The sequence below is a fragment of the Rothia similimucilaginosa genome (assembly GCF_029850875.1).
Classification (GTDB): Bacteria; Actinomycetota; Actinomycetes; order Actinomycetales; family Micrococcaceae; genus Rothia.
The window spans coordinates 177905-203804 of the sequence record NZ_JAOVAM010000001.1 but is presented as its reverse complement, the minus strand read 5'-3'; the positions used below and the strand labels follow the sequence as shown (position 1 = coordinate 203804).

Below are 25900 nucleotides of genomic sequence, written 5' to 3'. Positions count from 1 at the left end.
GTTTTGGTAGCCGACAATTCTTTAGAGCTGACGGTGTAGTGAGTAGTTGAGGAGCCACTTATGGGAGCACACAAACATCACCATGGGCACGACCATTCGCATGCCCCGAGCCCGGAGGACGCCGCTTCGATGCGTCCGCGTCTGCTGATTGCGTTCAGCTTGGCGGTCGTTATTGTGTTGGCTCAGGCGATTGGGTCGTTGGTCACGGGAAGTCTTGCGCTGCTGACTGATACGGCGCACGCCCTGGCGGATGCCTCAGGCCTGCTGGTAGCACTTACAGCGGCTTCACTGATGACCCGGCCCGCGACGTCCCGCCATACATGGGGTTTCCGGCGCATTGAGGTGCTTGCCGCTCTCGGACAGTCGGTGCTGCTGCTGGCGGTGGGTATCTACACGGCGGTGGAGGGCGTGCATCGCCTGTTCGCCCCGCCGGCGGTACCCGGCACCGAACTGCTGATCTTTGGTGTGGTTGGCCTGGTCGCGAACGCTATTGGTATTGCGGTGCTGGCTACGGCGAGGAACACGAACTTCAATATGCGTGCCGCGTTCCTGGAGGTGCTCAATGACGCCCTGGGTTCGTTGGGTGTGATTCTGGCAGCTATCGTGATTTGGCTGACCGGCTTCTATCAGGCGGATGCCCTTGCCGGTCTGCTTATTGCGGCGCTGATTGTGCCGCGTGCGATGCGTCTGATGAAGCAGACGACTGCGGTGCTCATGGAGTTCACCCCGGACGGCCTGGACCTGGATGCGATGCGTGAGCACATGCTACGCGTTGACGGCGTTGTAGAAGTGCACGATGTGCACGCCTCGATGGTGGCGACCGGCCTGCCGGTGGTGACCGCGCACGTGGTGGTTGCCGATTCGTGTTTCCGTGACGGGTCTGCGGTGGCGATTTTGGACCGTATCCGTTCATGTGTGGCGAGCCATTTTGAGGTGTCGGTGGAGCATTCAACGTTCCAGTTGGAGACTGCCGAGTTGGGTGGTCGTGAGCCGGCTTCGATTCGCCACCCCTAAGCCACCTGAAAACCCTGCGTGTATGATTTCTGCGGGCCGAAATGGCAGGGGAGTGCCTACCGTATATTTGGTAGCTCAACTACGCAAAAGATACACTCATTAGGGAGCAAAAGGTGCTCCTCACCCGCATACATTGACAGGCTTCGCAGCTTGTGGGGGATTGCCGCACTAGCCGGCCTGTAATGGCACAGCCGGCAGTCGCATCCTCGAATTGTTGACGAGAAAAACCACGATTAGCAGCAGATACGGAATACTATGCATTCACCTATTGCCACTTACCTGACCGAGACCCTCGAGTCGGTCGCTTCTGATACCTCCGGTGAGCTGGCAAACTACATTCCGGAACTTGCCGCCGTGGACCCGGACAAGCTTGCCGCGTCCATCGCCATGGTTGATGGTGAGCAGTATGCCGCCGGTGACTCTGATGTGGAGTTCACGATCCAGTCGATTTCTAAGCCGTTCGTGTACGCCCTAGCGCTCGCGGACCGCGGCTATGATGACGTGCTTGCGAAGGTGGGCGTGGAGCCTTCCGGCGAGCCGTTCAATGAGCTGTCCCTGGAAGATGACTCCGGTAAGCCGCTGAACCCGATGATTAACGCCGGCGCAATTACCACCCATTCGCTGGTGGGTCCTCCCGGTGCGACTCAGGGCGAGCGCATGGAACGCGTCATTTCTGGTCTGTCTGCGTTTGCAGGCCGCCGCCTGTCGGTGAATGAGCGCGTGTATGAGTCTGAGCTGGAGCACGCGCACCGCAACTACGCGATTGCGCACATGCTGCGCGGTCACGGCATCCTGACCGGTGACCCGACCGTGGCGGTGCAGGGTTACACCCGCCAGTGCTCGCTAATGGTGACGGTCAAGGATTTGGCGTTGATGGCGGCGACTTTGGCGAACTATGGTGTGCATCCGGTGACGGGTGAGCAGGTGGTCCCTAAGGACGTGGTGCGTCAGGTGCTGAGCGTCATGTTCACGTGCGGTATGTATAACGCTGCGGGCGACTGGGCGACCCAGGTGGGTGTTCCGGCTAAGAGCGGCGTGGGCGGCGGCATTATTGGTGCGGTGCCCGGTCAGCTGGGTGTGGCGACGTTCTCGCCGCGCCTGGATGGTCACGGTAACAGTGTGCGTGGTGTGGAGCTGTTTGAGCAGTTCTCTGATGACATGGGCATGCACGTGATGAACGTTCCGACGGTGGCTCGTTCGGCGTTGCGCGCGAACTACCAGGTCGGTTCGGGTGATGAGTCTATGCGCCTGATTCAGCTGCAGGGCCGTATCCGTTTTGCGGGTGCGGAGCGTGTGATTCGTGAGATTGTGGAATCTCCGTTAGAGGGTTCGAAGGTCGCCCTGGATGTTACTCGCGTGTACGCGGTGGATGAGGTCGCTCAGAGCATGCTCCTGGAGCTGATGCGTCGCCTGCGGAATGACGGGTACAAGGTGTATCTGATTGATAATGATGAGACGATTACTGATACGGATGCTCTACGTAGTATGGGCGTGAAGGTTCTGACGAACCCGGCGGCGGTGACTTCTGCCGAGTCGGATAGTGAGCGTGTGGCTGAGGCTGATGCTGAAGAGGCTGCGGAGGCGGCGGCCATAGAGGCGCTGAATGCGCTGGAGCCTGCTGAGGCGCAGCAGTCGGTAGCTTCAGAATCTGAGTAGTTGTGTTTCTGAGCTGGGTCGTATCTGTGTGGCTGGCCCTGTGCGGCTGGCTGCCGGATGCGTGTTTGAAGTCCCCTTTCCGGGGTGCGTTCTGAAGGGAACGCATTGCGGAAGGGGCTTTATTGTTCATAATGTAATATTTTGAATTTTTCGATAGCTCAGGGCATGCCCCGCTATACACTCATAATATGAACACTGTTCCACACCCAGAAACACCTATCACTCCTCGTCAATCCGCTATCGCCAACCCCGCGACTGATCACATGATATCGGGCGCCTCTACCCGCGCCTCCATCGGTCGACGGGAACTTTTACAGCATATTGGTACCTATAGTCTGGGTACTGCGGGTTTTGGTCTGCTGGGTCTTGGACTGAGCGGCTGCACCCCGCCCGCGGCGAAAGATGCCCACGGGGCGTCGGCTGGTGGTTCTGCCTCGGGTAGCGCGTCGGGTAATGCTTCTGCGACTCCTTTGCCAACCGCCGCGGTGTCTAAGACCGCTTCTGCGACTGCTGCCTCGTCAAACCCGGTTCCCGTAGCGCGCACCTGGACTGGCCCGCAGACCGGCCTTCCCGGTGAGGGCAAGTATATTGCGTGGACGGTTGATGACGGTGCCGACCCGGAGGTGGTGCGCGCCTACGCGGAGTTTGCCCGCCGTACCGGTACACGTCTGACGTTTTTTGTGAACTGTCAGTATCCGGCATTCAAGCAGCATCGTGACCTGTTGTTGCCGCTGGTGAAGAGTGGCCAGTTGCAGATCGCAAACCATACGTATAGTCATCCGGCGTTAACGAGTTTGACGGATGAGCAGATTGTGCGTGAGCTGACCCGTAATGATGAGGAGATTATGCGGCTTTTTGGGGTGTCTTCGAAGCCGTATTTCCGCCCGCCGTACGGGTATTATGATGCGCGCGTGTTGGCGGCTGCGGCCTCGTGTGGTTTTACGCGCCCGGTTCTGTGGTACGGGTCGTTGGCGGATTCGTCTAATATTTCTTCGGCTGAGGTGTATGCCTACGCGGAGAAGTACGCTTTGGCTCAGCATATTGTGATTGGGCATTTGAATTATCGGGGTGTGGTGTCTGAGTTGGACCGTATTCGGGAGTTATTAGATCGGCGCGGTTTGACGACGGTGACGATTCGTGACTATTACGGGTGACCCCAGCGAGTAGGTTTGAAGGCCGGCGGGTATACTGGGAGGCATGATGAAGCTTCCTCAGAATCCTATCGTTCGACAGGTGCACCGTTTCCGTGAGCCGCTGCTGCTTCTGCTGTATTATTCGCTGTCTTTTCTGGGTGTGCGGTGGATGCGCACGGGGCATCCGCGTGTGGCGGCGGTGTGGTCTGTTGGTTTGTGGCTGAATTTGGTGGTGCGCGGCATGGGCCAGCTGGTGCGTATGCTGGTGCCGATTCTGCAGGATGCGGAGGCGCGCCGTGCTCGCGCTGAGCGTGCTCGCGCCTACCAGCCGCGCTAACCTCCCTGCTACCCGCAGGTTCTTACCCTGTGCGGATTCTATGCTGATATGCTGAAGCCCCCTCGTACTAGAAATAGTACGAGGGGGCTTCGCTATATCTGAGGGGGGCGCCAACCGGGGGACGCTAGGGGAGTAGCGGCCTCTCCAGGACGGCTCTAGCCAGAGCCGCCGCTAGGAGCAGTTGCCGTTCACATCGCAGGACGCGCCAGCCTCAGAAGCCTGAGCGTTCTCGGTAGCCAGCGGGTTCAGGAACTCAACGCGGTGAGTCTGCTCCCACACATGACGCAGCGCCTGCAACAGCGCCTCCGCAGGCTGCGCACCATTCACCGCCCACTTCGACTCAAACAAGAAGAACGGCACACCGTTAATACCCAGCTGGTGCGCCAACTGCTCATCAGCACGCACATCCGCCACATAACGATCGCTCTTCAACACCGCCTCAACCTCGGCGGTATCCAAACCAACTTCAGAGGCGATATCCAGAATCGACTCGTGATCCTGCACCGAACGGCCCTCCGTGAAGTATGCCTTCTTAAACGCCTCCTGTGCCGCCGCCGCCAAACCCTGCTCGGACGCATAATGAATCACACGGTGCGCATCAAAGGTGTTACCGTAGCGTGCCTGCCGCCAATTGAAATCCAAACCGACCTCGCGGGCACGCTCCGCCAACGACTCCTGGCTCACAATCGCCTGCTCCAACGGCATCTGATACTTGCTGGCAATCAGCTCAGGCAGCGAACCTGCCGGATGCTCCGTAGCCGACGGGTCCAGCTCAAAACTATGCCACACCACATCCACCTCGTCACGGTGCTCAAACTCGGCGAGCGCCAGCTCCAAGTTACGCTTGCCCACGTAGCAGAAGGGACACACAATATCGGACCAAATATCAATACGCATAGTATCTATTCCTCTCACACTCGGACGCGGCAACTGCCGTAACTGTACGACCACCTAACATCCTGGCTGCCACGTTTATTCCTGCCGGGCATGGCAAAGCCCCCTCGTGCCGCTCCGCATGGGAACCGGAGCCAAGGGGGCTTAGCACACACGATATACGCGAGCCTATCGACGGGAAGCCGCCGGAGCGGTAGTGGCAGTAGCCACAGGTGCAGTCGTAGCCTGCTGGTTTGCCGCTACCTCATCCTCATAGCGGGTGGTTGGTGCCTGAGTCGGAGCCTCAACGGTAGACTTCTGGGTAGGGGTTTCCGGTGCCTCAGCGGTCTGCTCGGGTGCCGGGGTGTTCTCCTCCGGGGTAGGAGTCGGTTCGGGCGCTGCCGCCTTAATCTCTTCCTCGGATGCGTCACCGTAGTAGTCGTGAATCGTCACCGCAGTCAGACCGCGGTCATCGAGTAGGCCCTTCACCTTATCGAGAATCGGGATGATCGTCTCGTAGTTCAAGTGACCCAGCACAATCTGCTGCGGCAGCATGTAGCGGATGCAGCGCGTGTAAATCACGCGGGCGCTCGTCTTCGCCTCATCGCCGGTAGTGCCGTTCCACATGACCGGGCGGGTAAAGCCAATCTCGCCTGCAGCCTTCAGCACCGCATCGTTGTAGCGGCCGTAGGGCGGGCGGAAGTACGGCTTTGACGAGACACCGAACATGCTCATAATTTCGTCTTCGTTACGCTGCAGCTCTTCTTTCACGCCCTCAGCGTCCAGGGTGGTCAGGTCGGCGTGGCTGTAGGTGTGGTTCGCAACCTGAATCTGGCCGCTCTGAACCAGTGGACGCAGCAATGACACATGCTCCTTAAAACCGGTGTACGAAGCGTTAATGAAGAATGTCAGGCGCGTATTCGTACGCTTCGAAAACTCAGCGTAGCCGCGAATCGCCTCCGGGCTCGCGCCGTCATCAACAGTCCACGCAATATACTTGCCGTCACCAATGAGGGAATTGCCAATGCCGGGCCATTCGCGCGGCTTATCAACCGGGTTGCCAGCAGCAGCAACGGTCGGTGAATTCGTGGCTGCGGGGCGAGTAGCAGCAGTGGTCTCGCCGCCAGCCTGATACGGAGTGAAATTGCCGCTGGTGCCGTCGTAGTCATTTGACTTCTTCGAGCAGGCAGCAAGCAGCGGAAGCATAGCAGTGCCGAGCACAAAAAGTCGGCGGTTAGGCTGTGAGTGGGTCATACTCTCCAGGATAACGCCCCCACCTGCAAGGAACGAAGCTGAACAGCGAATACACCCCTAAATAATGTGCACATCACACCGCACGTTCAGCACCACAGTATTAATAGGTATAAAACTAGGTATAAGAACACAAAATTAAGAAGCCTCAAGCCGGTAACGCTCCGCTACACTAGTGGGATGGAGAATTTGGGCACTCACGAATTGCGCAACCTTGTGAACGATGCTGCCGACGAGGCAGTCAACATCGGCTACCGTGTTGCTGACCGGCTGCACAGGTGGCGCGAAAAGCACGCTATCGCCGCTGGCCGTGAGCCTATCCTCGTGCCCACCGAAGGCTACGGTCGCACCGCCTCCGACGGCAACCCCGGCTGGGTCCGCGTCATCGCCCGCGCAGTTTACAAGACGGTCAACCTCGAACGCCTCCTGCAGGTTGTAGAAGGAACCCAAGACACCGCCAACCCCATGCGCGGCTGGCGCTCCTTCACTGCAACCGCAATGTCCGATGCACCCGTCACCATCGTCATTGACGGCACCAAGTATGAGGCGTACACCGACCACGGCGGCGTGCTTGACGTCAAACTTAGCATCGACCTCGAACCCGGCATACACGAAGTCATCATGTACGTGCCCGGCTCTCGTGCTGTAGCAACCAGCGTCTACATCGTTCCCGAAAGCCAGAAGCTCGGCGTCATCATGGACGTCGATGACACCGTCATGGTCACCATGCTGCCGCGCCCCATGGTTGCCGCCTGGAACTCCTTCATCCTCGACGAGCACGCACGCATCCCCACCCCCGGCATGGCGGTCATGACCGACCGTATCCGCCGCAGCCACCCGGATGCGCCGTTCATGTACCTGTCTACCGGCGCCTGGAACATCACCCCGACCCTGCGCCGCTTCCTCGGCCGCAACGGCTACCCGCGCGGCACGTTCCTGCTCACCGACTGGGGCCCCACCCCCGACCGTTGGTTCCGCTCCGGCACCAATCACAAGGTTGAGTCCCTACGCCGCCTCGCCGAGGAATTCCCGCAGATGAAGTGGATCCTCGTCGGTGACGACGGGCAGCGTGACCCGTACATCTACAACGGCTTCGCGGTACGCTACCCGGACAACGTGGCGGCAATCGTCATCCGCAATCTGACGGTGGGGGAGAGCATGCTCGCCTCCGGTCGCGTGTGGAGTGACTATCGTGCCGAACAGATGATGCGCTCGCCGCTGTGGATTGAAGCCACTGACGGCATAACGCTGAGTAAGAAGCTGCGTGAGCTGGGTCTGATCGATTTCTAGCCGGCCACTGCTCACCGGTTGCTAAAATCTGTGCCTATGGCTTGTAAACCCACTGTGAGTACCGTGAAATAGCGGTATCTGCGGTGGGTTTTACTGTTTCAGCGGAATTAAACAACTTAAACCCACGACACACCGGTTACTAGAAAAGAGTTAAAAATCTTTTCTACAGCTTTAATCACATAGCTTAAACCCGCTCGAAGGGGGTCAACCCTCGTCTTTAAGAAAGTCCGTTCTGCTTTAAAACCCCGCTGTTCCGCGCAAGAACGCGTGAGAGTTAAGATCTCTTTAAAATCAAGCCCGGATCTGTCGGGTTTTATGCCCCCGAAAGCATACATGAGGTTAACTGAACCTCAACTTGGCGGGCGAATGAACCCTTAAAAATCCTGACCAACTTAAACCCCACCTGTGGATAACCCGGCGTACTCCGCGAAAATCCGGCGAACCAGTCCTATGGGAAGGTGTGGATAAGCTGTAGGCACCCCCTCTTAAGTGGGTTCAGCTGTGGGTTTATCGAACGAAACACGACCCTTGCACCACATCATCTTGTGGCGAAGAAAAATCTCGACACTAGATGTAGTATTAATACTCGGTTCCACCACTACGGTACTTTTATGGGCCCTGCCCTAGCGCAGGAAACCGCCACACCTCACTAGAAGGGGGCAGCGGACGGCACCGCACCTGCCGTAAACAACACATGGTGAGCCATAAACGAAACACACCCGATTCATTCACGAGATAAGCCCGCCTGAGCGGGAGAAAGTAAGAGGCATTCCCATGGTAGTGACCGTGTACACCAAGCCCCAGTGCGTCCAGTGCAACATGACCTACCGCGCCCTCGACGCGAAGGGTATCAGCTACACCAAGGTTGATATCACCGAAGACGCTCAGGCCCTCGAAATGGTCAAGTCCCTCGGCTACATGCAGGCACCCGTCGTCATCGCAGGCGACGAGCACTGGTCCGGCTTCCAGCCCGACAAGATTAACGCTCTGGCAGCGTAACAGCCCTGCCGAAACCCGTACAAACGGAAAATCGGCACGGAACCACACCGGCACACGAGAATAAGGAGTACAGATTGAGTACCGCCCTCACGCCCAACCCCGTCGACGAGCACGCAGAAATCCGCAAGATCCTTCTGGATGCACGCAATGCCTCCGAGGGTCGAGCGACCGAGGCCGAACTGGACGGCACAGCGCCGCTCATCGTGTACTTCTCCTCCATCTCCGGTAACACCCACAAGTTCGTGGAGAAGATCCGTGCCCGCCGCCTCCGCCTGCCGCTGCGCACCGGCGAAGACACCCTCATTCTTGATGAGCCGTTCGTGCTCATAGTCCCCACCTACGGCAAGCCTGAAGGCGCCGGTAACGTTCCCCCGCAGGTGGTTAAATTCCTGAACGTGGAGCAGAATCGCCACCACATGCTCGGTGTGATTGGCTCCGGCAACACCAACTTTGGTCCGCTCTTCGGTATTGCGGCAGACATTGTCGCCAAGAAGTGCGATGTGCCCGTGCTCTTCAAATTTGAGCTCATGGGCACCGATTCAGATGTAGAAAAAGTCAACGAAGGATTGGAAGCATTTTGGACGCAAAACTGCCCTCAGCACTAGAAACTCTCGGTGCGAGCCACAGCGGCAAGAGCGTACCCGAGAAATTCAAGGGTATGAGCTACCACGAGCTGAACGCACTGCTGAACCTCTACGATGAGGACGGCCAGATTCAGTTCGATGCCGACCGCCAGGCTGCACGTCAGTACTTCCTGCAGCACGTCAACAACAACACTGTCTTCTTCCACGACCTGGAAGAGAAGATTGAGTACCTGATCGAGAACCAGTACTACGAGCCGGAACTCTTCGACAAGTACAACTTCCAGTTCATTAAGAACCTGTTCAAGCGCGCCTATGCCGTGAAATTCCGCTTCCCGACCTTCCTGGGTGCCTTCAAGTTCTACACCTCCTACGCGCTCAAGACCTTCGACGGTCAGCGCTACCTGGAGCGTTTTGAAGACCGCGTCTGCATGGTCGCACTGCTGTTGGCAGAAGGCAACGAGAAGCTCGCCGAAGACATTGTCGACGAGATTATCTCCGGCCGTTTCCAGCCGGCAACTCCGACCTTCCTCAACGCAGGTAAGAAGCAGCGCGGCGAGCTCGTCTCCTGCTTCCTGCTGCGCATGGAAGATAACATGGAGTCCATTGGCCGCTCCATCAACTCTGCACTGCAGCTCTCCAAGCGCGGCGGCGGTGTGGCATTCGCTCTGACCAACCTGCGCGAGTCCGGTGCGCCCATTAAGAAGATTGAGAACCAGTCCTCGGGCGTTATCCCCGTCATGAAGCTGTTGGAAGACGCCTTCTCCTACGCAAACCAGCTCGGCGCACGTCAGGGTGCCGGTGCCGTGTACCTGCACGCACACCACCCCGACATCTACGCCTTCCTGGACACCAAGCGTGAGAACGCTGACGAGAAGATCCGCATCAAGACCCTCTCCCTGGGCGTTGTCATCCCCGACATCACCTTCGAGCTGGCTAAGAAGAACGAGGACATGTACCTCTTCTCCCCGTACGATGTGGAACGCATCTACGGTGTGCCCTTCTCCGACATCAACGTTTCCGAGAAGTATTACGAGATGGTCGATGATGCACGCATCACCAAGACCAAGATCAACGCACGCGAGTTCTTCCAGACCATCGCAGAGATTCAGTTCGAGTCCGGCTACCCCTACGTGATGTTCGAAGACACCGTCAACCGCGCGAACCCCATCGCCGGTAAGGTCATCATGTCCAACCTGTGCTCCGAGATCCTGCAGGTTTCTGAGCCGTCCACCTACCATGCTGACCTCGGCTACGAGACCGTCGGTAAGGACATCTCCTGCAACCTCGGTTCGCTGAACATTGCACTGACCATGGACGGAGAAGATTTCGGCAAGACCGTGGAAACCGCAATTCGTTCGCTGACCTCCGTCTCCGACCAGTCAGACATCCGCTCCGTACCCTCCATCGAGCGCGGCAACAACATGAGCCACGCCGTGGGTCTGGGCCAGATGAACCTGCACGGCTACCTGGCACGCGAGCACGTCTACTACGGTTCCGAAGAAGCACTAGACTTCACCAACATGTACTTCTACACCGTCGCCTACCACGCAATCCGCGCCTCCATGCAGATTGCTAAGGAACGCGGTCAGCGTTTTGAGGGCTTCGAGAACTCGAAGTATGCATCCGGTGAGTTCTTCGCCAAGTACATTGAGAAGGAATGGGCACCGCAGACCGAGCGTACCCGCGAACTGTTCGCTAAGCACCACATCCCCACCCGCGAAGAGTGGATTCAGTTGGCTGCTGACGTGGCACAGTACGGCATGTACAACCAGAACCTGCAGGCTGTTCCGCCGACTGGCTCCATCTCCTACATCAACGGTTCGACCTCTTCGATTCACCCGATCGCTTCGAAGATTGAGATCCGTAAGGAAGGCAAGCTCGGCCGAGTCTACTACCCGGCGCCCTACATGACCAACGAGAACCTGGAGTACTACCAGGACTCCTACGAAATTGGTTACGAGAAGATCATCGATACCTACGCTGTGGCAACCCAGCACGTGGACCAGGGCCTGTCGCTGACTCTCTTCTTCCGCGATACTGCAACCACCCGCGATATTAACCGCGCCCAGATTTACGCGTGGCGTAAGGGCATCAAGACCATCTACTACATCCGTCTGCGTCAGATGGCTCTTGAGGGTACCGAGGTTGAAGGCTGCGTATCATGCATGCTTTAGCCTGAATGCTGTGACGCATTCAGCCTGAGCTGGCACACTATAACTAAAGACTGGAAGGGGCGGTTACGGTGAACACGCAAACCGCTTGCGCGACTGGCTGGGCGCGCGTGGGACCGTAACCACCCTTTAAGAATCGGAGAATTACTAATGAGCGAAAAGGTGAAGCTCGTCGACCACGTGGTTGAGGCTATCAACTGGAACCGTATTGAGGACGAGAAGGACCTTGAGGTTTGGGATCGTCTGACCGGTAACTTCTGGCTGCCGGAAAAGGTGCCGCTGAGCAACGACGTACCCTCCTGGAAGACTCTGACTGAGGAAGAGAAGCAGCTGACCATGCGCGTCTTCACCGGTCTGACCCTGCTGGACACCATCCAGGGTACTGTCGGTGCAGTGTCCCTGCTGCCGGACGCTGTGACCGCGCACGAAGAGGCCGTGTACACCAACATTGCGTTCATGGAGTCCGTGCACGCAAAGTCGTACTCCTCGATCTTCTCGACCCTCGCTTCCACTAAGGAGATTGACGAGGCGTTCCGCTGGGCTTCTGAGAATGAGTACCTGCAGAAGAAGGCGAAGATTGTTCTGTCCTACTACACCGGTGACGACCCGCTGAAGAAGAAGGTTGCCTCCACTCTGCTGGAGTCCTTCCTGTTCTACTCGGGCTTCTACCTGCCGATGTACTGGTCTTCGCACGCGAAGCTGACCAACACCGCTGACCTGATTCGTCTGATTATTCGTGACGAGGCAGTGCACGGCTACTACATTGGCTACAAGTTCCAGCGTGGCCTGGCGAAGGAGTCTGCGGAGCGTCAGGCAGAGCTGAAGGAGTACACCTTCAACCTGCTGTACGAACTGTACGAGAATGAGGTGGCGTACACCCACTCCCTGTATGACGGTGTGGGTTGGAGCGAGGACGTTAAGAAGTTCCTGCACTATAACGCTAACAAGGCTCTGATGAACCTGGGCTACGAGCCGATGTTCCCGGCATCCGTGACGAACGTGTCCCCGGCGATTCTGTCGGCGCTGTCCCCGAATGCTGATGAGAACCACGACTTCTTCTCCGGTTCCGGCTCTTCCTACGTGATTGGTAAGGCTGTGAACACCGAGGACGAGGACTGGGACTTCTAAGGCTGAAATTTCTAAGTCTGAGACTTCTAAGCCCCTTCTCGCCTTCAGATATAGGCTGAGATAAACCGAGCGGAATCCCCGCGTGTCCACTATGGATGCGCGGGGATTCCGCCGTTTAACCGGGCTATTCAACGTGCCGGGATACCCAGGATTTCCCGGTTTAACCAGGCGCGGAAGCGGCAGAGAAGCTACGGAGAAGCAGGGGAGCGGGAACGATCTGCTGGTGCTGATTGTCGGAATTTTTACCTTCATCCGGTAGCATAAAAAATTATTGATATATCTGCGCGCGGGGCGTACTGTTGGACTACTATCCCACAACCCCTAAAGGAACATCATGCGTTCAGTTGTTATGGAAGCTCCCGGCAAGGTTGTCGTCAACGAAGTTGAGAAGCCGACCCTGCTCGAACCCACCGACGCCATCATCAAACTCGCAGCATCCTGTATCTGCGGCTCCGACCTGTGGCCCTACCGCGGCGCACAGCCCGTTGACCACAGCGCAATGGGTCACGAATACATCGGCGAGGTCGTAGAAATCGGCTCCGAAGTCAACACCGTAGCCCCCGGCGACTTCGTCGTAGGCTCCTTCTGCATCTCCTGCGGTGAGTGCGAAACCTGCACCGCAGGCTATCCCTCCCGCTGCCTCAAGGCAATCGCAGCAGGCGATGCCTTCATTGGCGCACGCTCCAACGGCACCCAGGCAGAATACGCCCGCGTACCCTTCGCAGACGGCACCCTCGTCAAGACCCCCGCCGCACCCACCGCAGAGCAGATCCCGCACCTGATGGCGGCATCCGACGTGCTCGGCACCGGCTGGTACGCAGCAGACGCAGCGCAGGCAGGCCCCGGCAAGACCATCGTCGTTGTTGGCGACGGTGCAGTCGGCCTGAGCGCAGTCATCGGCGCTAAGCAGCTCGGCGCAGAGAAGATCATCATCATGTCCCGCAACCCGGAACGTCAGGCGCTCGCTAAGGCATTCGGCGCAACCCACATCGTGGAAGAGCGCGGCGAAGAGGGTATCGCCAAGGTTCTGGAGCTCACCGACGGCGTGGGCGCGCACGGCGTCGCGGAAGCTGTTGGCTCCCAGCAGTCTTTCGACCAGGCACTCGGCTGTGTACGCCACGGCGGTTACATCGGCTTCGTAGGTGTGCCGCACGACAGCTCCATCGGCACCGATAAGCTCTTCGGCAAGCAGGTTCACCTGGAGGGAGGCCCCGCCCCCGTGCGCAAGTACCTGCCGACCCTCATCGACCTGATTTACAAGGGTGAAATTGAGCCCGGTAAGGTATTTGACCTGGTTCTGCCTATTGACGAGGCAGCTAAGGGTTACGAGGCAATGGACCAGCGTACCGCCACCAAGGTTCTGCTGACTATGCCGTAATAGCCGATCGTATTGCCGGTTCTTGTGCTTTCTTGCACCGGCAACCGGCATGTAAGAGCTACTGATCCCCGCACTGACCCTGCTCGTTCCACGTGAGAGTAGGGCCCCGGTTGCGGGGATTAGTGCATTAAAAATTGAGTTTATTCGCCACCTTCCGGCGAGGTGAGGGACAAATGAGTGAGCCAAGGCATAGAATAAAAGAGCATGATTCGTACAACTCGAAGGATGACAATGACGAAGAAGCCTTTCCCTTCCGACCTCGAAATCGCACTTGCCGCCGATCTTTGGCCTATCAATAAGATCGCAGCGGACAACGGCATCAGCGAAGATCGCCTTGAACCCTACGGCAAGTACGTTGCTAAGGTCCTCCTCGACGAAACCACCAACGCAGAGACCACCCGCAAGCGCGGCTCCAAGTACATCGTGGTTACCGCAGTAACCCCCACCCCCCTCGGTGAAGGTAAGACCGCAACCTCCGTCTCCCTCGCACAGGGCTTCGCCCAGACCGGCCGCAAGGCAGTCCTCGCTCTGCGTCAGCCCGCAATGGGCCCGACCTTCGGCATCAAGGGCGGCGCAGCAGGTGGCGGCTACTCCCAGATCGTTCCCATGGAGAAGCTGAACCTACACCTGACCGGCGACTTCCACGCCGTCACCGCAGCACACAACCTGCTTGCCGCCATGATTGACAACCACCTGCACCACGGCAACGAGCTGCGCATCGACCCGCGTGCAATCGAGTGGCGCCGCGTTATCGACATGAACGACCGCTCCCTGCGCAACATCGTCGTGGGCCTGGGCGAACGCATGGACGGCGTGGTCCGCGAGACCGGTTTTGACATCACCAGCGCCTCCGAAATCATGGTGATTCTCTCGCTGGCAACCTCCTTCAAGGACCTGCGCGAGCGCTTGGCAAAGATCGTTATCGGCCTGAACTACGACGGCGAGCCCGTCACCGCAGCCGATCTGAAGGCTGACGGCGCAATGTCCGTCATCCTGGCAGACGCTATCAACCCGAACCTGCTGCAGACCCTGGAGCACACCCCCGCTCTGATTCACGCCGGTCCCTTCGGCAACATTGCAACCGGTAACTCCTCCGTGGTCGCAGACTATGTTGGTCTGGAGTACTCCGACTACGTGATTACCGAGGCTGGCTTCGGCGCAGACATGGGTGCGGAGCGTTTCTTCAACGTCAAGTGCCGCGTCTCCGGCCTGAAGCCGGACGCAGCAGTGCTCGTTGTCACCGTGCGCTCCCTGAAGTCCCACTCCGGCCTGTACAAGATTGTTCCGGGCAAGCCTCTGCCCGAAGGTATGTTGCAGGAAAGCCCCTCCGACGTGGAGAAGGGCGCAGAGAACCTGAAGAAGCACATCGAGATTGTGCGCAACTTCGGTATTCAGCCGGTTGTGGCAATCAACGCCTTCCCGACCGACTTTGAGTCCGAGCACGAGACCATCCGCCGTATCGCTGAGGAAGCTGGCGCTCGCGTCGCTATCCACCGTGGTGTGGCTGAGGGCGGTAAGGGCACCACCGACCTGGCCAACGTGGTTGCTGAGGCATGTGACGACGTTTCGGACCTGAAGTACACCTACGATCTTGAGGACTCCATCGAGACCAAGATTGAGAAGGTTGCCACCAAGGTCTACGGTGCGGACGGCATCTCTATTGCTCCCGCTGCCGCTAAGCAGCTGAAGCGTTTCGCTGAGCTGGGCTACTCGCACCTGCCGGTGGTTATTGCTAAGACTCACCTGTCCATCTCGTCGGATGCAACTCTGAAGGGTGCGCCGACCGGCTGGACCCTCCCCGTGCGTGAGGTTCGCCTGGCTGCTGGTGCTGGCTACGTCTACGCTATCTGCGGCACCATGCGCACTATGCCGGGCCTGAGCAAGAGCCCCGCAGCTGAGCGCATCGGCTTCGATGAGAACGGCGTGATGGTCGGCCTGTCCTAAGGCGACTGTGTTAGCTAATCTATAGCTAGTGGAGGCGGCGCTCCTTCCCCGCAGCGGGGGAGAGGCGCCGCTTTGCTGTGCCCGGCAGTTTACCGTGCCCGGTACCGGCAAATGGGGTGAACACCCAGGGTGGTTGCCGGTGAAAGGGGGAGCGTATTGGCGTTTTCGGTGCTGAACGGTGTGGTACTGAAGGAATCTAAAACCCCTAGTGGAAGGGGATTGTAACCTTTCATGGAGACTCGAATGAGGCCTCTGCGGAGACTGTAAATGGTACGTATGGGTTAATAATTGGGCTCTATGCTTGCTTGAGTGTCAAGTTTTATCAACAATCTATAGAGGTTGATTTTTAGTGACACACTATCTTGTATTTTGTGAAAATATAGTTTTGACTAGGTGTTTTGCTCTTTGAATGGAGTTTCAGTGGGTGTGCCCAGTGAACCTGAAGGTAGGGCTGCTGTTATCGTTTTGTTATAAAAGCTCTACTTCCGCGGAATACCGGGCTAAAACTGGGGATTGAGCCTTCAAAATTACTAAGTGTGAAGCTTGGGTCAAAGGTGTGCAGAAGCGCCAAATGGGGGAAATATTAAACCTATTTTAGGTGAAATAAGTCACGCCAAAACCCGTAAAATGAAATTGGTACGTATGGATAGCCAAAAAATACCTATTTTTATTACAGAACGATTATATTGAGACTCAAGTCGCCAAAACCGGCTCCCCGCGCCAAATCGAGTGGCAAAACAATCCCAAAAAGTTTGCTACCATTAAGTCATCAAGTAATCGTGAGATTTCCAAAGTCCTCGGGTTGCTTGTGTTTGAGTGAGTGATAGATACCCCTGGGTGTCATGAGAAGCGACTGTGTATCGATGCGCAGTCGCTTCTCTGTTTAACTTTGGAATTTCACTGGAGTCTCAGATAGACGGGACCTGGCTAGAGCTTGTTCCGAGCGTGCTCCAGTATCTGTTCCCTGTGCATCCCGCACAGTCAATGCCGAATGCGCTCACAGGGAAGTGCTCTATATAGACTCCTCCTGCAATGTGGGAACCCCTACACTGGAACTATGACTACTTACCCCGAACCCACCCTCATCTTTGAAAACCCCGAACTGACTGTCCGAGCGTTCAGCGTCTCCGAGATGGACAACAGCGTCTACCTCATCACCATGCGCGCCACCGGTGAGCAGGTGCTCATTGACCCCGCAGACGAGGCAGAAGAACTCTATGCCTACACCCTCGATGCGCTTCTGAACGATTGCCCGCAGCTGGAACTGACTGACTCGGAAGACCGTCGCGTGCGCGTTATGGAGAAGGAAGAGGACTTCAACTCCCTTAGGCCCCGGGCAGTGGGTCTGACCGGCATCCTTGTCACCCACGGCCACTGGGACCATATTCGCGCTATTAAGGAGCTCGACCACCTCACCGGTGCCGTCACCTCCGCAGGTGCAGCTGACGCAGCCGCTATTAAGGAGCAGGAAGACTACACCGTCGAAGAGGAGCTGGCCGGCGGCGAAAGCTTCGACTTCTACCGCTCCGACACCGTCATCCGCTCGCTGCACGTGCCTGGCCACACCCCCGGATCCATCGTCTACACCCTCGAAACCAGCTGGGAAGACGGCACCCCCGCAACCCTGCTATTCACCGGTGATACTCTCTTCCCCGGCGGCGTGGGCAAGACCGACTCCCCGCAGCAGTTTAGTGAACTCTTCTCCAATGTGCTCGAAAAGCTCTTCGGCGGCTTTGAAGATGACGCAATCGTGCTGCCCGGCCACGGCCGCTCCACCACTCTCGGTGACGAGCGCCCACACCTGGAAGACTGGGCAACCCGCGGCTGGTAAACCGTGCCTGTCAGTCCGCCTCATATAAGTACTGCACCCTCAGGCCTTCACCGGTCGCATAATCCCGCCGGTGAAAGACATGAGGGTGTAGAATTTAAGTTCGAAGATAAGACGAAAGGATTTTCGATGACACCCCGCCCTGCACACGGTAGCACCGCACTCAAAGCGAACGATCTGACCAGCATCCGGGTTCAGGGTGCCCGCGAAAACAACCTCAAGAACGTAGACCTTACCATTCCGCGTGATGCAATGGTCGTCTTCACCGGACTCTCCGGCTCCGGTAAGTCCTCCCTCGCCTTCGACACCATCTTTGCGGAAGGTCAGCGCCGCTACGTTGAGTCGCTGTCCTCCTACGCGCGTATGTTCCTCGGACAGGTCGATAAGCCCGATGTAGACTTCATCGAGGGCCTCTCCCCGGCGGTGTCTATCGACCAGAAGTCCACCTCCAAAAACCCGCGCTCAACCGTCGGTACCATCACCGAAATCTACGATTACATGCGTCTGCTCTGGGCGCGCATCGGCCACCCGCACTGCCCCGAATGTGGCGAAGAAATCACCCAGCAGACCCCGCAGCAAATCGTGGACATTCTGCAAGAGTACCCCGAACGCACCCGCCTGCAGATCCTCGCGCCCGTTGTCAGCGCACGTAAGGGCGAGTTCGTTGACCTCTTCAAGGACCTGCTGACCCAGGGCTACTCGCGCGCCCGCGTGGACGGTGAAACCGTGCAGCTCTCCGACCCGCCCAAGCTCGCCAAGCAGTACAAGCACACCATCGAGGTGGTCGTCGACCGCATCGTCATCAAGGACGGTATTCACCAGCGCCTGACCGACTCTATCGAAACCGCGCTCAAGCTTGCTGATGGCCGCGTGCTCATCGACTTCGTGGATCGTGAGCAGGACGACCCCGAACGCACCCGCTCCTTCAGTGAAAACCTCGCCTGCCCCAACAACCACCCGCTACAGATCGACACGATTGAGCCGCGAGCCTTCTCCTTCAACTCGCCGTTCGGTGCGTGTAGCGCCTGCGACGGCATCGGCTCGCGCCTGGAAGTGGACACTGACCTGCTCGTACCCAACCCCGACCTGACCCTCGGCGAGGGCGCTATCGCTCCCTGGTCGCAGGGCAAAGCAACCACCGAATACTGGCTGCGCCTGCTCGCGGGTCTGGGGGAGGAGCTCGGCTTCGACCTGAACACCCCCTTCAAAGACCTGCCCGCCAAGACCCGCGCTGCCATTCTGGACGGTAAGGACTATAAGGTTGAGGTGTCCTACCGCAACCGATTCGGCCGCGAACGCCGCTACACTTCCGGATTCGAGGGCGTGAAGGCGTACATCAAGCGCAAGCACGAAGAAACCGAATCGGACTTCGCCCGCGACCGCTACGAACAGTACATGCGTCAGGTCGCCTGCCCCTCCTGCGGCGGCGCGCGCCTGAACCCGACCATCCTCGGCGTGAAGGTTGGCGGCAAGTCCATCGCAGATATTACCGACCTGTCCCTAGCTGACGCACTTAGCTTTGTGCGTGGCCTGCAGCTCAGCGCCCGTGAAGCCAAGATTGGTGAGCAGGTCCTCAAGGAAATTGACGCGCGCCTGCAGTTCCTGCTGGACGTGGGGCTGGACTACCTGACCCTCTCACGCTCCGCCGGTACGCTCTCCGGCGGTGAGGCGCAGCGCATCCGCCTCGCAACCCAGATCGGTTCGGGTCTGGTTGGCGTGCTCTACGTGCTCGACGAGCCCTCTATTGGTCTGCACCAGCGCGATAACCGCCGCCTCATCGAAACCCTCACCAAGCTGCGCGATATGGGTAACACGCTTATTGTGGTCGAGCATGACGAAGACACCATGCGTGAAGCCGACTGGATCGTGGATGTAGGACCCGGCGCCGGCGAGCACGGCGGTGAAATCGTGCACTCCGGCAGCTTTGAGGAGTTGCTGAAGAACACCAAGTCCATTACCGGCGACTACATGGCTGGCCGCCGCACTATTGAGGTGCCCGCATCCCGCCGCCCCGTGGACAAGAAGCGTCAGCTGACCGTGCGCGGCGCCCGCAAAAACAACCTCAAGAACGTGACCGTGTCCTTCCCGCTGGGCGTATTTACCGCGGTGACCGGTGTGTCTGGCTCGGGTAAGTCCACCCTCGTCAATGACATTCTGTACACCTCCCTGGCAAACAAACTCAACGGCGCCAAGCAGGTACCCGGCCGCCACAAGAGCATCGACGGCCTGGAACACCTGGACAAGGTCATTCACGTGGACCAGTCGCCCATCGGCCGCACCCCGCGCTCGAACCCCGCCACCTACACCGGCGTGTTCGACCATATCCGCAAGCTGTTCGCAGAGACCAGCGAAGCGAAAATGCGCGGCTACACCCCCGGCCGATTCTCCTTCAACGTCAAGGGTGGCCGCTGTGAGGACTGTTCCGGCGACGGCACCCTGAAGATTGAAATGAACTTCCTGCCGGACGTGTACGTACCCTGCGAAACCTGCCACGGCAAGCGCTACAACCGCGAAACCCTCGAAGTGTACTACAAGGGCAAGACCATTGCCGACGTACTCGAAATGCCCGTGGAAGAAGCCGCAGAGTTCTTTGCCGCATTCACCCCGATTGCGCGCCACCTGAACACCCTTGTGGATGTGGGCCTGGGCTACATTCGCCTGGGCCAGCCTGCAACCACCCTCTCCGGCGGTGAAGCGCAGCGCGTGAAGCTTGCAACCGAATTGCAGAAGCGCTCCAACGGCCGCTCCATCTACGTGCTGGATGAGCCGACCACCGGCCTGCACTTTGAAGATATCCGCAAGCTGCTCACCGTGCTGCAATCGCTGGTTGACAAGGGCAATAGCGTCATCACCATCGAGCACAACCTGGACGTGGTCAAGTGTGCCGACTGGATTATCGACATGGGGCCCGAAGGTGGTAGTGGCGGCGGCACCGTGATTGCTGAAGGTACCCCGGAACAGGTGGCTCAGGTGAAGGGCTCGCACACCGGTGTGTTCCTTGCCGAGATCCTGAACTAGTCGAGAACTTGACCTAGAGGAAACCTACGTGACTGATACTCAAGGAACCGAACCCACTCGGGGAGCTCAGGCAACCCGCGGCGCTGTGAACCGGGGAGCTATGAACCGAGGCGCTGTGACCACCGCGGACCGTGCCCGGCACATCCTGCACACCCAGCTGGAGGCGGATTTCTGCCAGGCACCCGGCTCGATTAGCCGCGCCCTCGAAGAGCTACGCGACTACCCGGAAGCCGAAAGCCTGCCGCTACTCGCCGCCGTGCAGCCGCCCTCCGAGAAGATGGGCGCCGCACGTCGCCGCAACGACGACATATGGGAGTTGCGCGTCGCCAACTACGCGAGCGTCGGTATTCTCTGCGCCAAGCATCCGCGTGTGCTCGACAGGGCTATCGACTACATGCTTGGAGACCAGTCGAACTGGCTGGGCGACTACGCGCCGCTGCGCCAGCTCAACGAACTGGTTACCCCTTACACGCTGCAGGTCAGCGGCACGAGCGTCTACTACACGCCCGGCCGCGCCCTGCTGAACTCGGTCGTACCCGAGGGCGTGCAGGCGCAGGAAGTCAAGTGCGCCGTACCCGGTGTGGGTATGATGCGCCGCGTTGACCCTGCCGAACTGAAGGCGGCGCTGCTTGCCGAAATCACCGGCGAGCGCACCATCCGCAGGGAGGCAAACGCCTCCGCGGGCGCGCTTGAGGTTGACCCGGAGGACACGGAGGCGCGCGTAACTCGCCTGTGCGTGGAGCTGCTGGACGCTGAGCAGTTTGAGCGTTTCCGTGGGGATAAGCGCTACTCGAATGCGCTGGGCTTTAGCGTGACCCGCCCGGATGTGTTGGTGCTCGCCGCATACCCAGTGGAAGAGAATGCATCTGAGACATCCGAAGTAACTGTGGCAGGGGAGAGCGACCCTGCGCTCACAGACCCTATCGCCCTCGTGGGTGTGAGCGATGATTCGCCGATAATGCGCCAAATCGGTATTGACGTGCTGCCCTCCTGGCGCGGTGCTGGCATCGCCAGCGTGCTGGTGCGTGATGCCGCACGTCTGACCCTGGCGGAAGGGTACCTGCCGTTCTACGGTACAAGCCCGTCGCATATCCTCTCGCAGAGGGTTGCGATGAATGCCGGGTTGGTGCCGACCTGGTGGGAGTACGTCTCGACCAGTCTGAATGACCTGCCCATGGACTAAGTGTTATATATGAAAAAGCCCCCGAGATTCAGAGTCCCGGGGGCTTTTTATATGCTCATTTCGCGGGGTTCAGAGTCTAGAGTCGCCGCATAAGGAACAACTTCTAGAGCCTGACCGGTTACAGCTCCGCGCCGTTGCTGGCAATCACCTCTCGGTACCAGTGGAAGGACTTCTTGCGGTAGCGCGCCAGGGTGCCAGTGCCGTCGTCGTTGCGGTCCACGTAGATGAACCCGTAGCGCTTGGACATCTGCGCGGTGGAGGCGCTAATCATGTCGATGCAACCCCAGGTGGTGTAGCCGAGCACGTTCACGCCGTCCTCAATCGCCTCGCGTACCGCGTGCAGGTGCTGGCGCAGGTAGTCGATGCGGTAGTCGTCTTCCACGGTGAACTCACCGTTCACTTTGACCAGCTCGTCACGGGCACCCAGGCCGTTCTCCACGATGAACAGCGGCTTTTGCCAGCGGTCCCAATACTGGTTGAGGACCACACGCAGACCGGTCGGGTCGATCTGCCAGCCCCATTCGCTGGCGGGCAGGGTCGGGTTCACTACGCCGCCGAGGATGTTGCCTTCGCCGCGCTCGCCTCGTGCCGGATCACCGGTCGCACAGGTAGACATGTAGTAGCTGAACGACACGAAATCTACGGTGTTCTTCAGGTCCTCGCGGTCCTGCTCGGTGATGTTCAGCTCCACGCCCTTCTCACGCAGGGCACGCAGGAAGTAGCCTGGGTATGTGCCGCGCACGTGCACGTCACCGAACGCGAAGTTCGCCTGCTCCGCCTGCAACGCGGCGAGTACGTCGGCGGGGTCGGGGGTGAGCGGGTAGGTGGGCATGGCTAGAATCATGCAGCCGATCTGTGCCCCCGGTGCCAGTTTGCGTGCCGCAGCGGTGGCACGCGCGGATGCGACCAGCTCGTGGTGCATCGCCTGGTACAGGTCGGCGTCGCTGAGCTGATCTGCCGGGGTGTTGATGCCGCCGGACATGAACGGAAGGTGCAGCATCGAGTTGATTTCGTTGAAGGTCAGCCAGTACTTCACGCGCTTGCCGTAGCGGGCGAACACGGTGCGGGCGTAGCGTTCGTAGAAACCAATGAGTTCGCGGCTGGTCCAGCCGTTGTACTGCTCGACCAGGTGCAGCGGGGTTTCATAGTGGCTGAGGGTGATGAGCGGTTCCATGCCGTGCTTCTCGAGCTCGTCGAGCACGCGGTCGTAGAAGGCGAGGCCCGCCTCGTTCGGGGTTTCTTCGTCGCCACGAGGGAAGATACGTGACCAGGCGATGGAGAAACGGAAGACCTTGAAGCCCATCTCCGCGAGCAGGGCGATGTCTTCGCGATAGCGGTGATAGAAGTCGATGCCTTCCAGTTTGAGGTTGTCCTCGGTGGGTTCGGCGGTGCGCGGGTACAGGCCGCCGGCGGGCAGCACATCTTGCAGGCTGGGGCCCTTGCCGTCTTCGTTCCAGGCGCCCTCGAACTGGTTGGCGGCGGTGGCACCTCCGAAGAGAAAACCGTCAGGGAACGTGCCGAGCGGCTGCGGCTCAGTCACCGCCGGGCTAGTGCGCTGTTCAGTGCTGACGCGCGGTAGCGCGGTGGTTTGGGCGGTGATGTGCTGGTCCTGATGCACGGCATCCTCCAAGGTATTTTGGGCTTTTCTTCTACCCTAGCGGAGGGGGAGGGGGATTACTAGGTTTTAGCTACCCAGGTGGGCGTTTCCGTAATGTGGGGAGCCGTAGGACCTGTGGCGGGCGTAACCGTAAAATAGGAACGTGCAGATTATTCGAGAGACCGGCCCCGAATCCGGCGATATCCTCATTCACCACGATCAGACGGTGCAGATGCTCCGCGAGGTGGCAAGCGGGCAGCGTGAAGCAACCCTACGCATATATCAGCCGAACCCGACGGTTGCGTTCGGCCGCCGTGACGAACTGAACCCCGGCTTCGCGGCTGCCTCCGCGGCGTGCGCCGAGCACGGTTTTGAGGTGCTGGTGCGCAAGGTCGGCGGGCATGCCGCCGCCTACCATCAGGGGTGCCTGGTCGTGGACCATTTTCAGCCCGCCTCCGACGCCCGCAGCGGCAACACCCTACGCTACGAACTGTTCGGTTCCATGTATGCACAGGCGCTACGCGAAGTTGGCGTGGATGCACGCATGGGCGAGATCCCGGGGGAGTACTGCCCCGGCGAGTATTCGGTGCACGCGCAGCTTCCCGCCTCCGCAGGTGGTGGCCGCATTAAGCTGGTCGGTACCGCCCAGCGTGTGGTGACCGGCGGCTGGTGGTTCAGCACCGGCATTGTGGTCTCTGATTCTGCACCACTGCGGGCGGTCACCGCGGATGTGTACCGTGCCCTCGGCATGGAGCTGGACCCTGCCACGGTCGGTGCGGCGCAGGATGCGAACCCCGCCCTGCTTATGGAAGACCTGGAAGACGCCATTGTTGAGGTGTACGCCCAAAACGGTTTTCGCTGAAGCGGCTTACTGAGTGATTCGCTGGAGTGATTCGCTGGAGTGATTCACAGGGCTGATTTCGCTCATTTTTACCTCTGACTTTTACCTCTAACCCACCTCAAACCACCCCTACCTGAAGCGAAGGAGCATCCATGCGTTGGGCACAGATTAAAGACTCGAAGGGCAGCCGCGCGGTCTGCTTCTTTGAAGAGACCGTGTACGGGCTTCCGGCGAAGCTCAGCCCGCTACTGAATTTCTACAGCCGGTTCCGCCTGAACTTTGGCGACCCGAAGAACGCCGTGGCAATCCTGAAGGAGAACGGCGCGACCGTCATGGGCTACGGCGAGGAGCTGTGGAACTCCCTACCCTTTATTCGCCCGCTGGATAAGCCCGGCAAGATTGTGTGCGCCGGCCTGAACTACCGCGACCACGCCGCAGAAATGAACCTTGAGGTGCCCGAGCATCCGGCGCTGTTCGCGAAGTTTCCGAACGCGCTGATTGGCCCCGGCGAGCAGATCCGCATGCCCGCCGCTGACGGCACCGGCAGCACGAAGGTCGACTGGGAGGTTGAGCTATGCCTGGTCGTGGGCGCTCGCCTGCGTAACGCCACGGAGGAGCAGGCACTTGAGGCTCTGATGGGGTACACGGTCATGAATGATGTGTCGGTGCGTGACTGGCAGGGTCGTTCCTCGGAGTGGTTCCAGGGTAAGAACTGGGATGCGATGACTCCGTTCGGTCCGGTGATTGTGAGCCCCGATGAGGTTGATCCGGTTGCTGGCCTGGAGCTGGTCTGCGAGGTGGATGGCGTGGTGCGTCAGCGCGGCACGACGGCGAATATGGTGTTCACCCCGGCGCAGCTATTGTCCTATATTTCGCGGTTCATGACTCTGGAGCCGGGTGATTTGGTGGCGACGGGTACCCCCGCCGGGGTTGGCCTGTCGTTACATCCGCGTCAGTGGTTGAAACCGGGTCAGACGGTGCGCACCCGCATTGAAGGTATTGGTGAACTGGTGAATGTCTGTTCGGAGGCGGGTGCATTGTAACTCTGCAGCTGGGTAGCTCTGCAAGTGGCACTTTCTTGACGTGCCCCCTTTCCTGTACTTAAGGTGAAAATACTATGACTCAGAGCCATCACACAGACCACCATCACACAAAACAGACCGAAACTAACACCCACCACCCCGCAGAACATGTGGCGGCGCATGTAGCTGAGCATGCCCATGAGGTGCCCGCTAACGCTCCCCTCCTCGAAGGCAGTGGCCCCAAAGACTGGGAGGAACAGTTCGGCCCGTCCGTGGCGATTTTCTCTGCGCTCGCGAACCCGCTGCGCCTGGCGATTGCACACCACCTGATGCACCGCCCGCATAGCGTGAGCGAACTGCACACCTGCCTGGGTATTTCGCAGCCGCTCGCATCGCACCACCTGCGCATCCTGCGTGAGGCGCACGTGATTGACCGTGAGCAGCGGGGGCGTGCCACGATTTACCGTCTGAAAGACCACCACATTAGCCATATTGTGCTTGATGTTTATGAGCATACGCGTGAGCATCATGTGGACTAGTCTGCCCTCAAGCTGAGCGTTGGCTGGGAGCCGTTGTAAGATGGTGTGTGTCCGTGCACCTGTACAGTGCGGAATAGTATGCGCACCCGCGGCGCCCACAGTGGCACGCTTGCG

The 25900-nt window shown here is 59.0% G+C and carries 20 protein-coding genes; 17 read left to right on the top strand and 3 right to left on the bottom strand.

Features of this window, described 5'->3' with window-relative positions:
* Positions 1–60: 60 nt before the first annotated feature.
* From QFX05_RS00800 to QFX05_RS00785, 4 genes are all read left to right on the top strand, one after another.
* Complete coding sequence (locus QFX05_RS00800; RefSeq protein WP_279740096.1) at positions 61–1014, top strand: cation diffusion facilitator family transporter; 954 nt, start codon at positions 61–63, stop codon at positions 1012–1014.
* Between the two features lie 255 nt (positions 1015–1269).
* The gene (locus QFX05_RS00795; protein WP_279740094.1) at positions 1270–2670 is read left to right on the top strand and encodes a glutaminase; all 1401 of its coding nucleotides are present in this window, start codon (positions 1270–1272) and stop codon (positions 2668–2670) included.
* 188 nt (positions 2671–2858) lie between these two features.
* A complete protein-coding gene (locus tag QFX05_RS00790) occupies positions 2859–3824 on the top strand; it encodes a polysaccharide deacetylase family protein (RefSeq protein WP_279740092.1) in 966 nt (321 codons plus the stop codon).
* Positions 3825–3867: 43 nt separating this feature from the next.
* Complete coding sequence (locus QFX05_RS00785; protein WP_279740090.1) at positions 3868–4140, top strand: hypothetical protein; 273 nt, start codon at positions 3868–3870, stop codon at positions 4138–4140.
* A gap of 171 nt (positions 4141–4311) precedes the next feature.
* Here the strand turns inward: QFX05_RS00785 and QFX05_RS00780 are convergent, their stop codons facing one another.
* Positions 4312–5037, bottom strand: coding sequence for a DsbA family oxidoreductase (locus QFX05_RS00780; protein WP_279740089.1), 726 nt, complete (start codon positions 5035–5037; stop codon positions 4312–4314).
* A gap of 165 nt (positions 5038–5202) precedes the next feature.
* Entirely contained in the window at positions 5203–6267 is a 1065-nt protein-coding gene (locus tag QFX05_RS00775) for a polysaccharide deacetylase family protein (protein WP_279740087.1), read from the bottom strand.
* Between the two features lie 177 nt (positions 6268–6444).
* Here QFX05_RS00775 and QFX05_RS00770 point away from each other — a divergent pair, with 177 nt between their 5' ends.
* The 10 genes from QFX05_RS00770 to QFX05_RS00725 all read left to right on the top strand — a co-directional run bounded on the left by QFX05_RS00770 (position 6445) and on the right by QFX05_RS00725 (position 21787).
* On the top strand, positions 6445–7554 hold the full coding sequence (locus QFX05_RS00770; protein ID WP_279740085.1) for an App1 family protein: 1110 nt from the start codon (positions 6445–6447) through the stop codon (positions 7552–7554).
* A 774-nt stretch (positions 7555–8328) separates the two neighbouring features.
* Positions 8329–8553, top strand: a complete 225-nt coding sequence (nrdH, locus tag QFX05_RS00765; protein WP_005505794.1) for a glutaredoxin-like protein NrdH — start codon at positions 8329–8331, stop codon at positions 8551–8553.
* A gap of 74 nt (positions 8554–8627) precedes the next feature.
* Positions 8628–9158, top strand: a complete 531-nt coding sequence (gene nrdI / locus QFX05_RS00760; RefSeq protein WP_279740078.1) for a class Ib ribonucleoside-diphosphate reductase assembly flavoprotein NrdI — start codon at positions 8628–8630, stop codon at positions 9156–9158.
* A complete protein-coding gene (nrdE, locus tag QFX05_RS00755) occupies positions 9131–11311 on the top strand; it encodes a class 1b ribonucleoside-diphosphate reductase subunit alpha (protein ID WP_279740076.1) in 2181 nt (726 codons plus the stop codon). The genes nrdI and nrdE overlap by 28 nt, the downstream gene beginning before the upstream one ends.
* Positions 11312–11458: 147 nt before the next feature.
* Positions 11459–12436 carry a class 1b ribonucleoside-diphosphate reductase subunit beta gene (gene nrdF, locus QFX05_RS00750; RefSeq protein ID WP_279740074.1) on the top strand — a complete coding sequence of 326 codons (978 nt, stop codon included), beginning with the start codon at positions 11459–11461 and terminating at the stop codon, positions 12434–12436.
* Between the two features lie 334 nt (positions 12437–12770).
* Entirely contained in the window at positions 12771–13814 is a 1044-nt protein-coding gene (locus tag QFX05_RS00745; protein ID WP_279740073.1) for a zinc-dependent alcohol dehydrogenase family protein, read from the top strand.
* A gap of 231 nt (positions 13815–14045) precedes the next feature.
* Positions 14046–15758 carry a formate--tetrahydrofolate ligase gene (locus QFX05_RS00740; RefSeq protein ID WP_279740071.1) on the top strand — a complete coding sequence of 571 codons (1713 nt, stop codon included), beginning with the start codon at positions 14046–14048 and terminating at the stop codon, positions 15756–15758.
* A gap of 1057 nt (positions 15759–16815) precedes the next feature.
* The gene (locus tag QFX05_RS00735; RefSeq protein ID WP_279740069.1) at positions 16816–17589 is read left to right on the top strand and encodes an MBL fold metallo-hydrolase; all 774 of its coding nucleotides are present in this window, start codon (positions 16816–16818) and stop codon (positions 17587–17589) included.
* Between the two features lie 126 nt (positions 17590–17715).
* Positions 17716–20604 carry an excinuclease ABC subunit UvrA gene (gene uvrA / locus QFX05_RS00730; protein ID WP_279740067.1) on the top strand — a complete coding sequence of 963 codons (2889 nt, stop codon included), beginning with the start codon at positions 17716–17718 and terminating at the stop codon, positions 20602–20604.
* Between the two features lie 28 nt (positions 20605–20632).
* On the top strand, positions 20633–21787 hold the full coding sequence (locus tag QFX05_RS00725) for a GNAT family N-acetyltransferase (protein WP_279740065.1): 1155 nt from the start codon (positions 20633–20635) through the stop codon (positions 21785–21787).
* A gap of 118 nt (positions 21788–21905) precedes the next feature.
* On the opposite strand, the gene QFX05_RS00720 is transcribed toward QFX05_RS00725, so the two are convergent.
* Positions 21906–23405, bottom strand: a complete 1500-nt coding sequence (locus QFX05_RS00720; RefSeq protein ID WP_279740362.1) for a glycoside hydrolase family 1 protein — start codon at positions 23403–23405, stop codon at positions 21906–21908.
* A gap of 142 nt (positions 23406–23547) precedes the next feature.
* Between QFX05_RS00720 and QFX05_RS00715 the strand changes: the two genes are divergently transcribed.
* The 3 genes from QFX05_RS00715 (at position 23548) to QFX05_RS00705 (ending at position 25786) form a co-directional block, all read left to right on the top strand.
* A complete protein-coding gene (locus QFX05_RS00715; protein WP_279740063.1) occupies positions 23548–24246 on the top strand; it encodes a lipoate--protein ligase family protein in 699 nt (232 codons plus the stop codon).
* Between the two features lie 131 nt (positions 24247–24377).
* Positions 24378–25268, top strand: coding sequence for a fumarylacetoacetate hydrolase family protein (locus QFX05_RS00710; RefSeq protein WP_279740061.1), 891 nt, complete (start codon positions 24378–24380; stop codon positions 25266–25268).
* A 74-nt stretch (positions 25269–25342) separates the two neighbouring features.
* The gene (locus tag QFX05_RS00705; RefSeq protein WP_279740060.1) at positions 25343–25786 is read left to right on the top strand and encodes an ArsR/SmtB family transcription factor; all 444 of its coding nucleotides are present in this window, start codon (positions 25343–25345) and stop codon (positions 25784–25786) included.
* Positions 25787–25900: the final 114 nt, after the last annotated feature.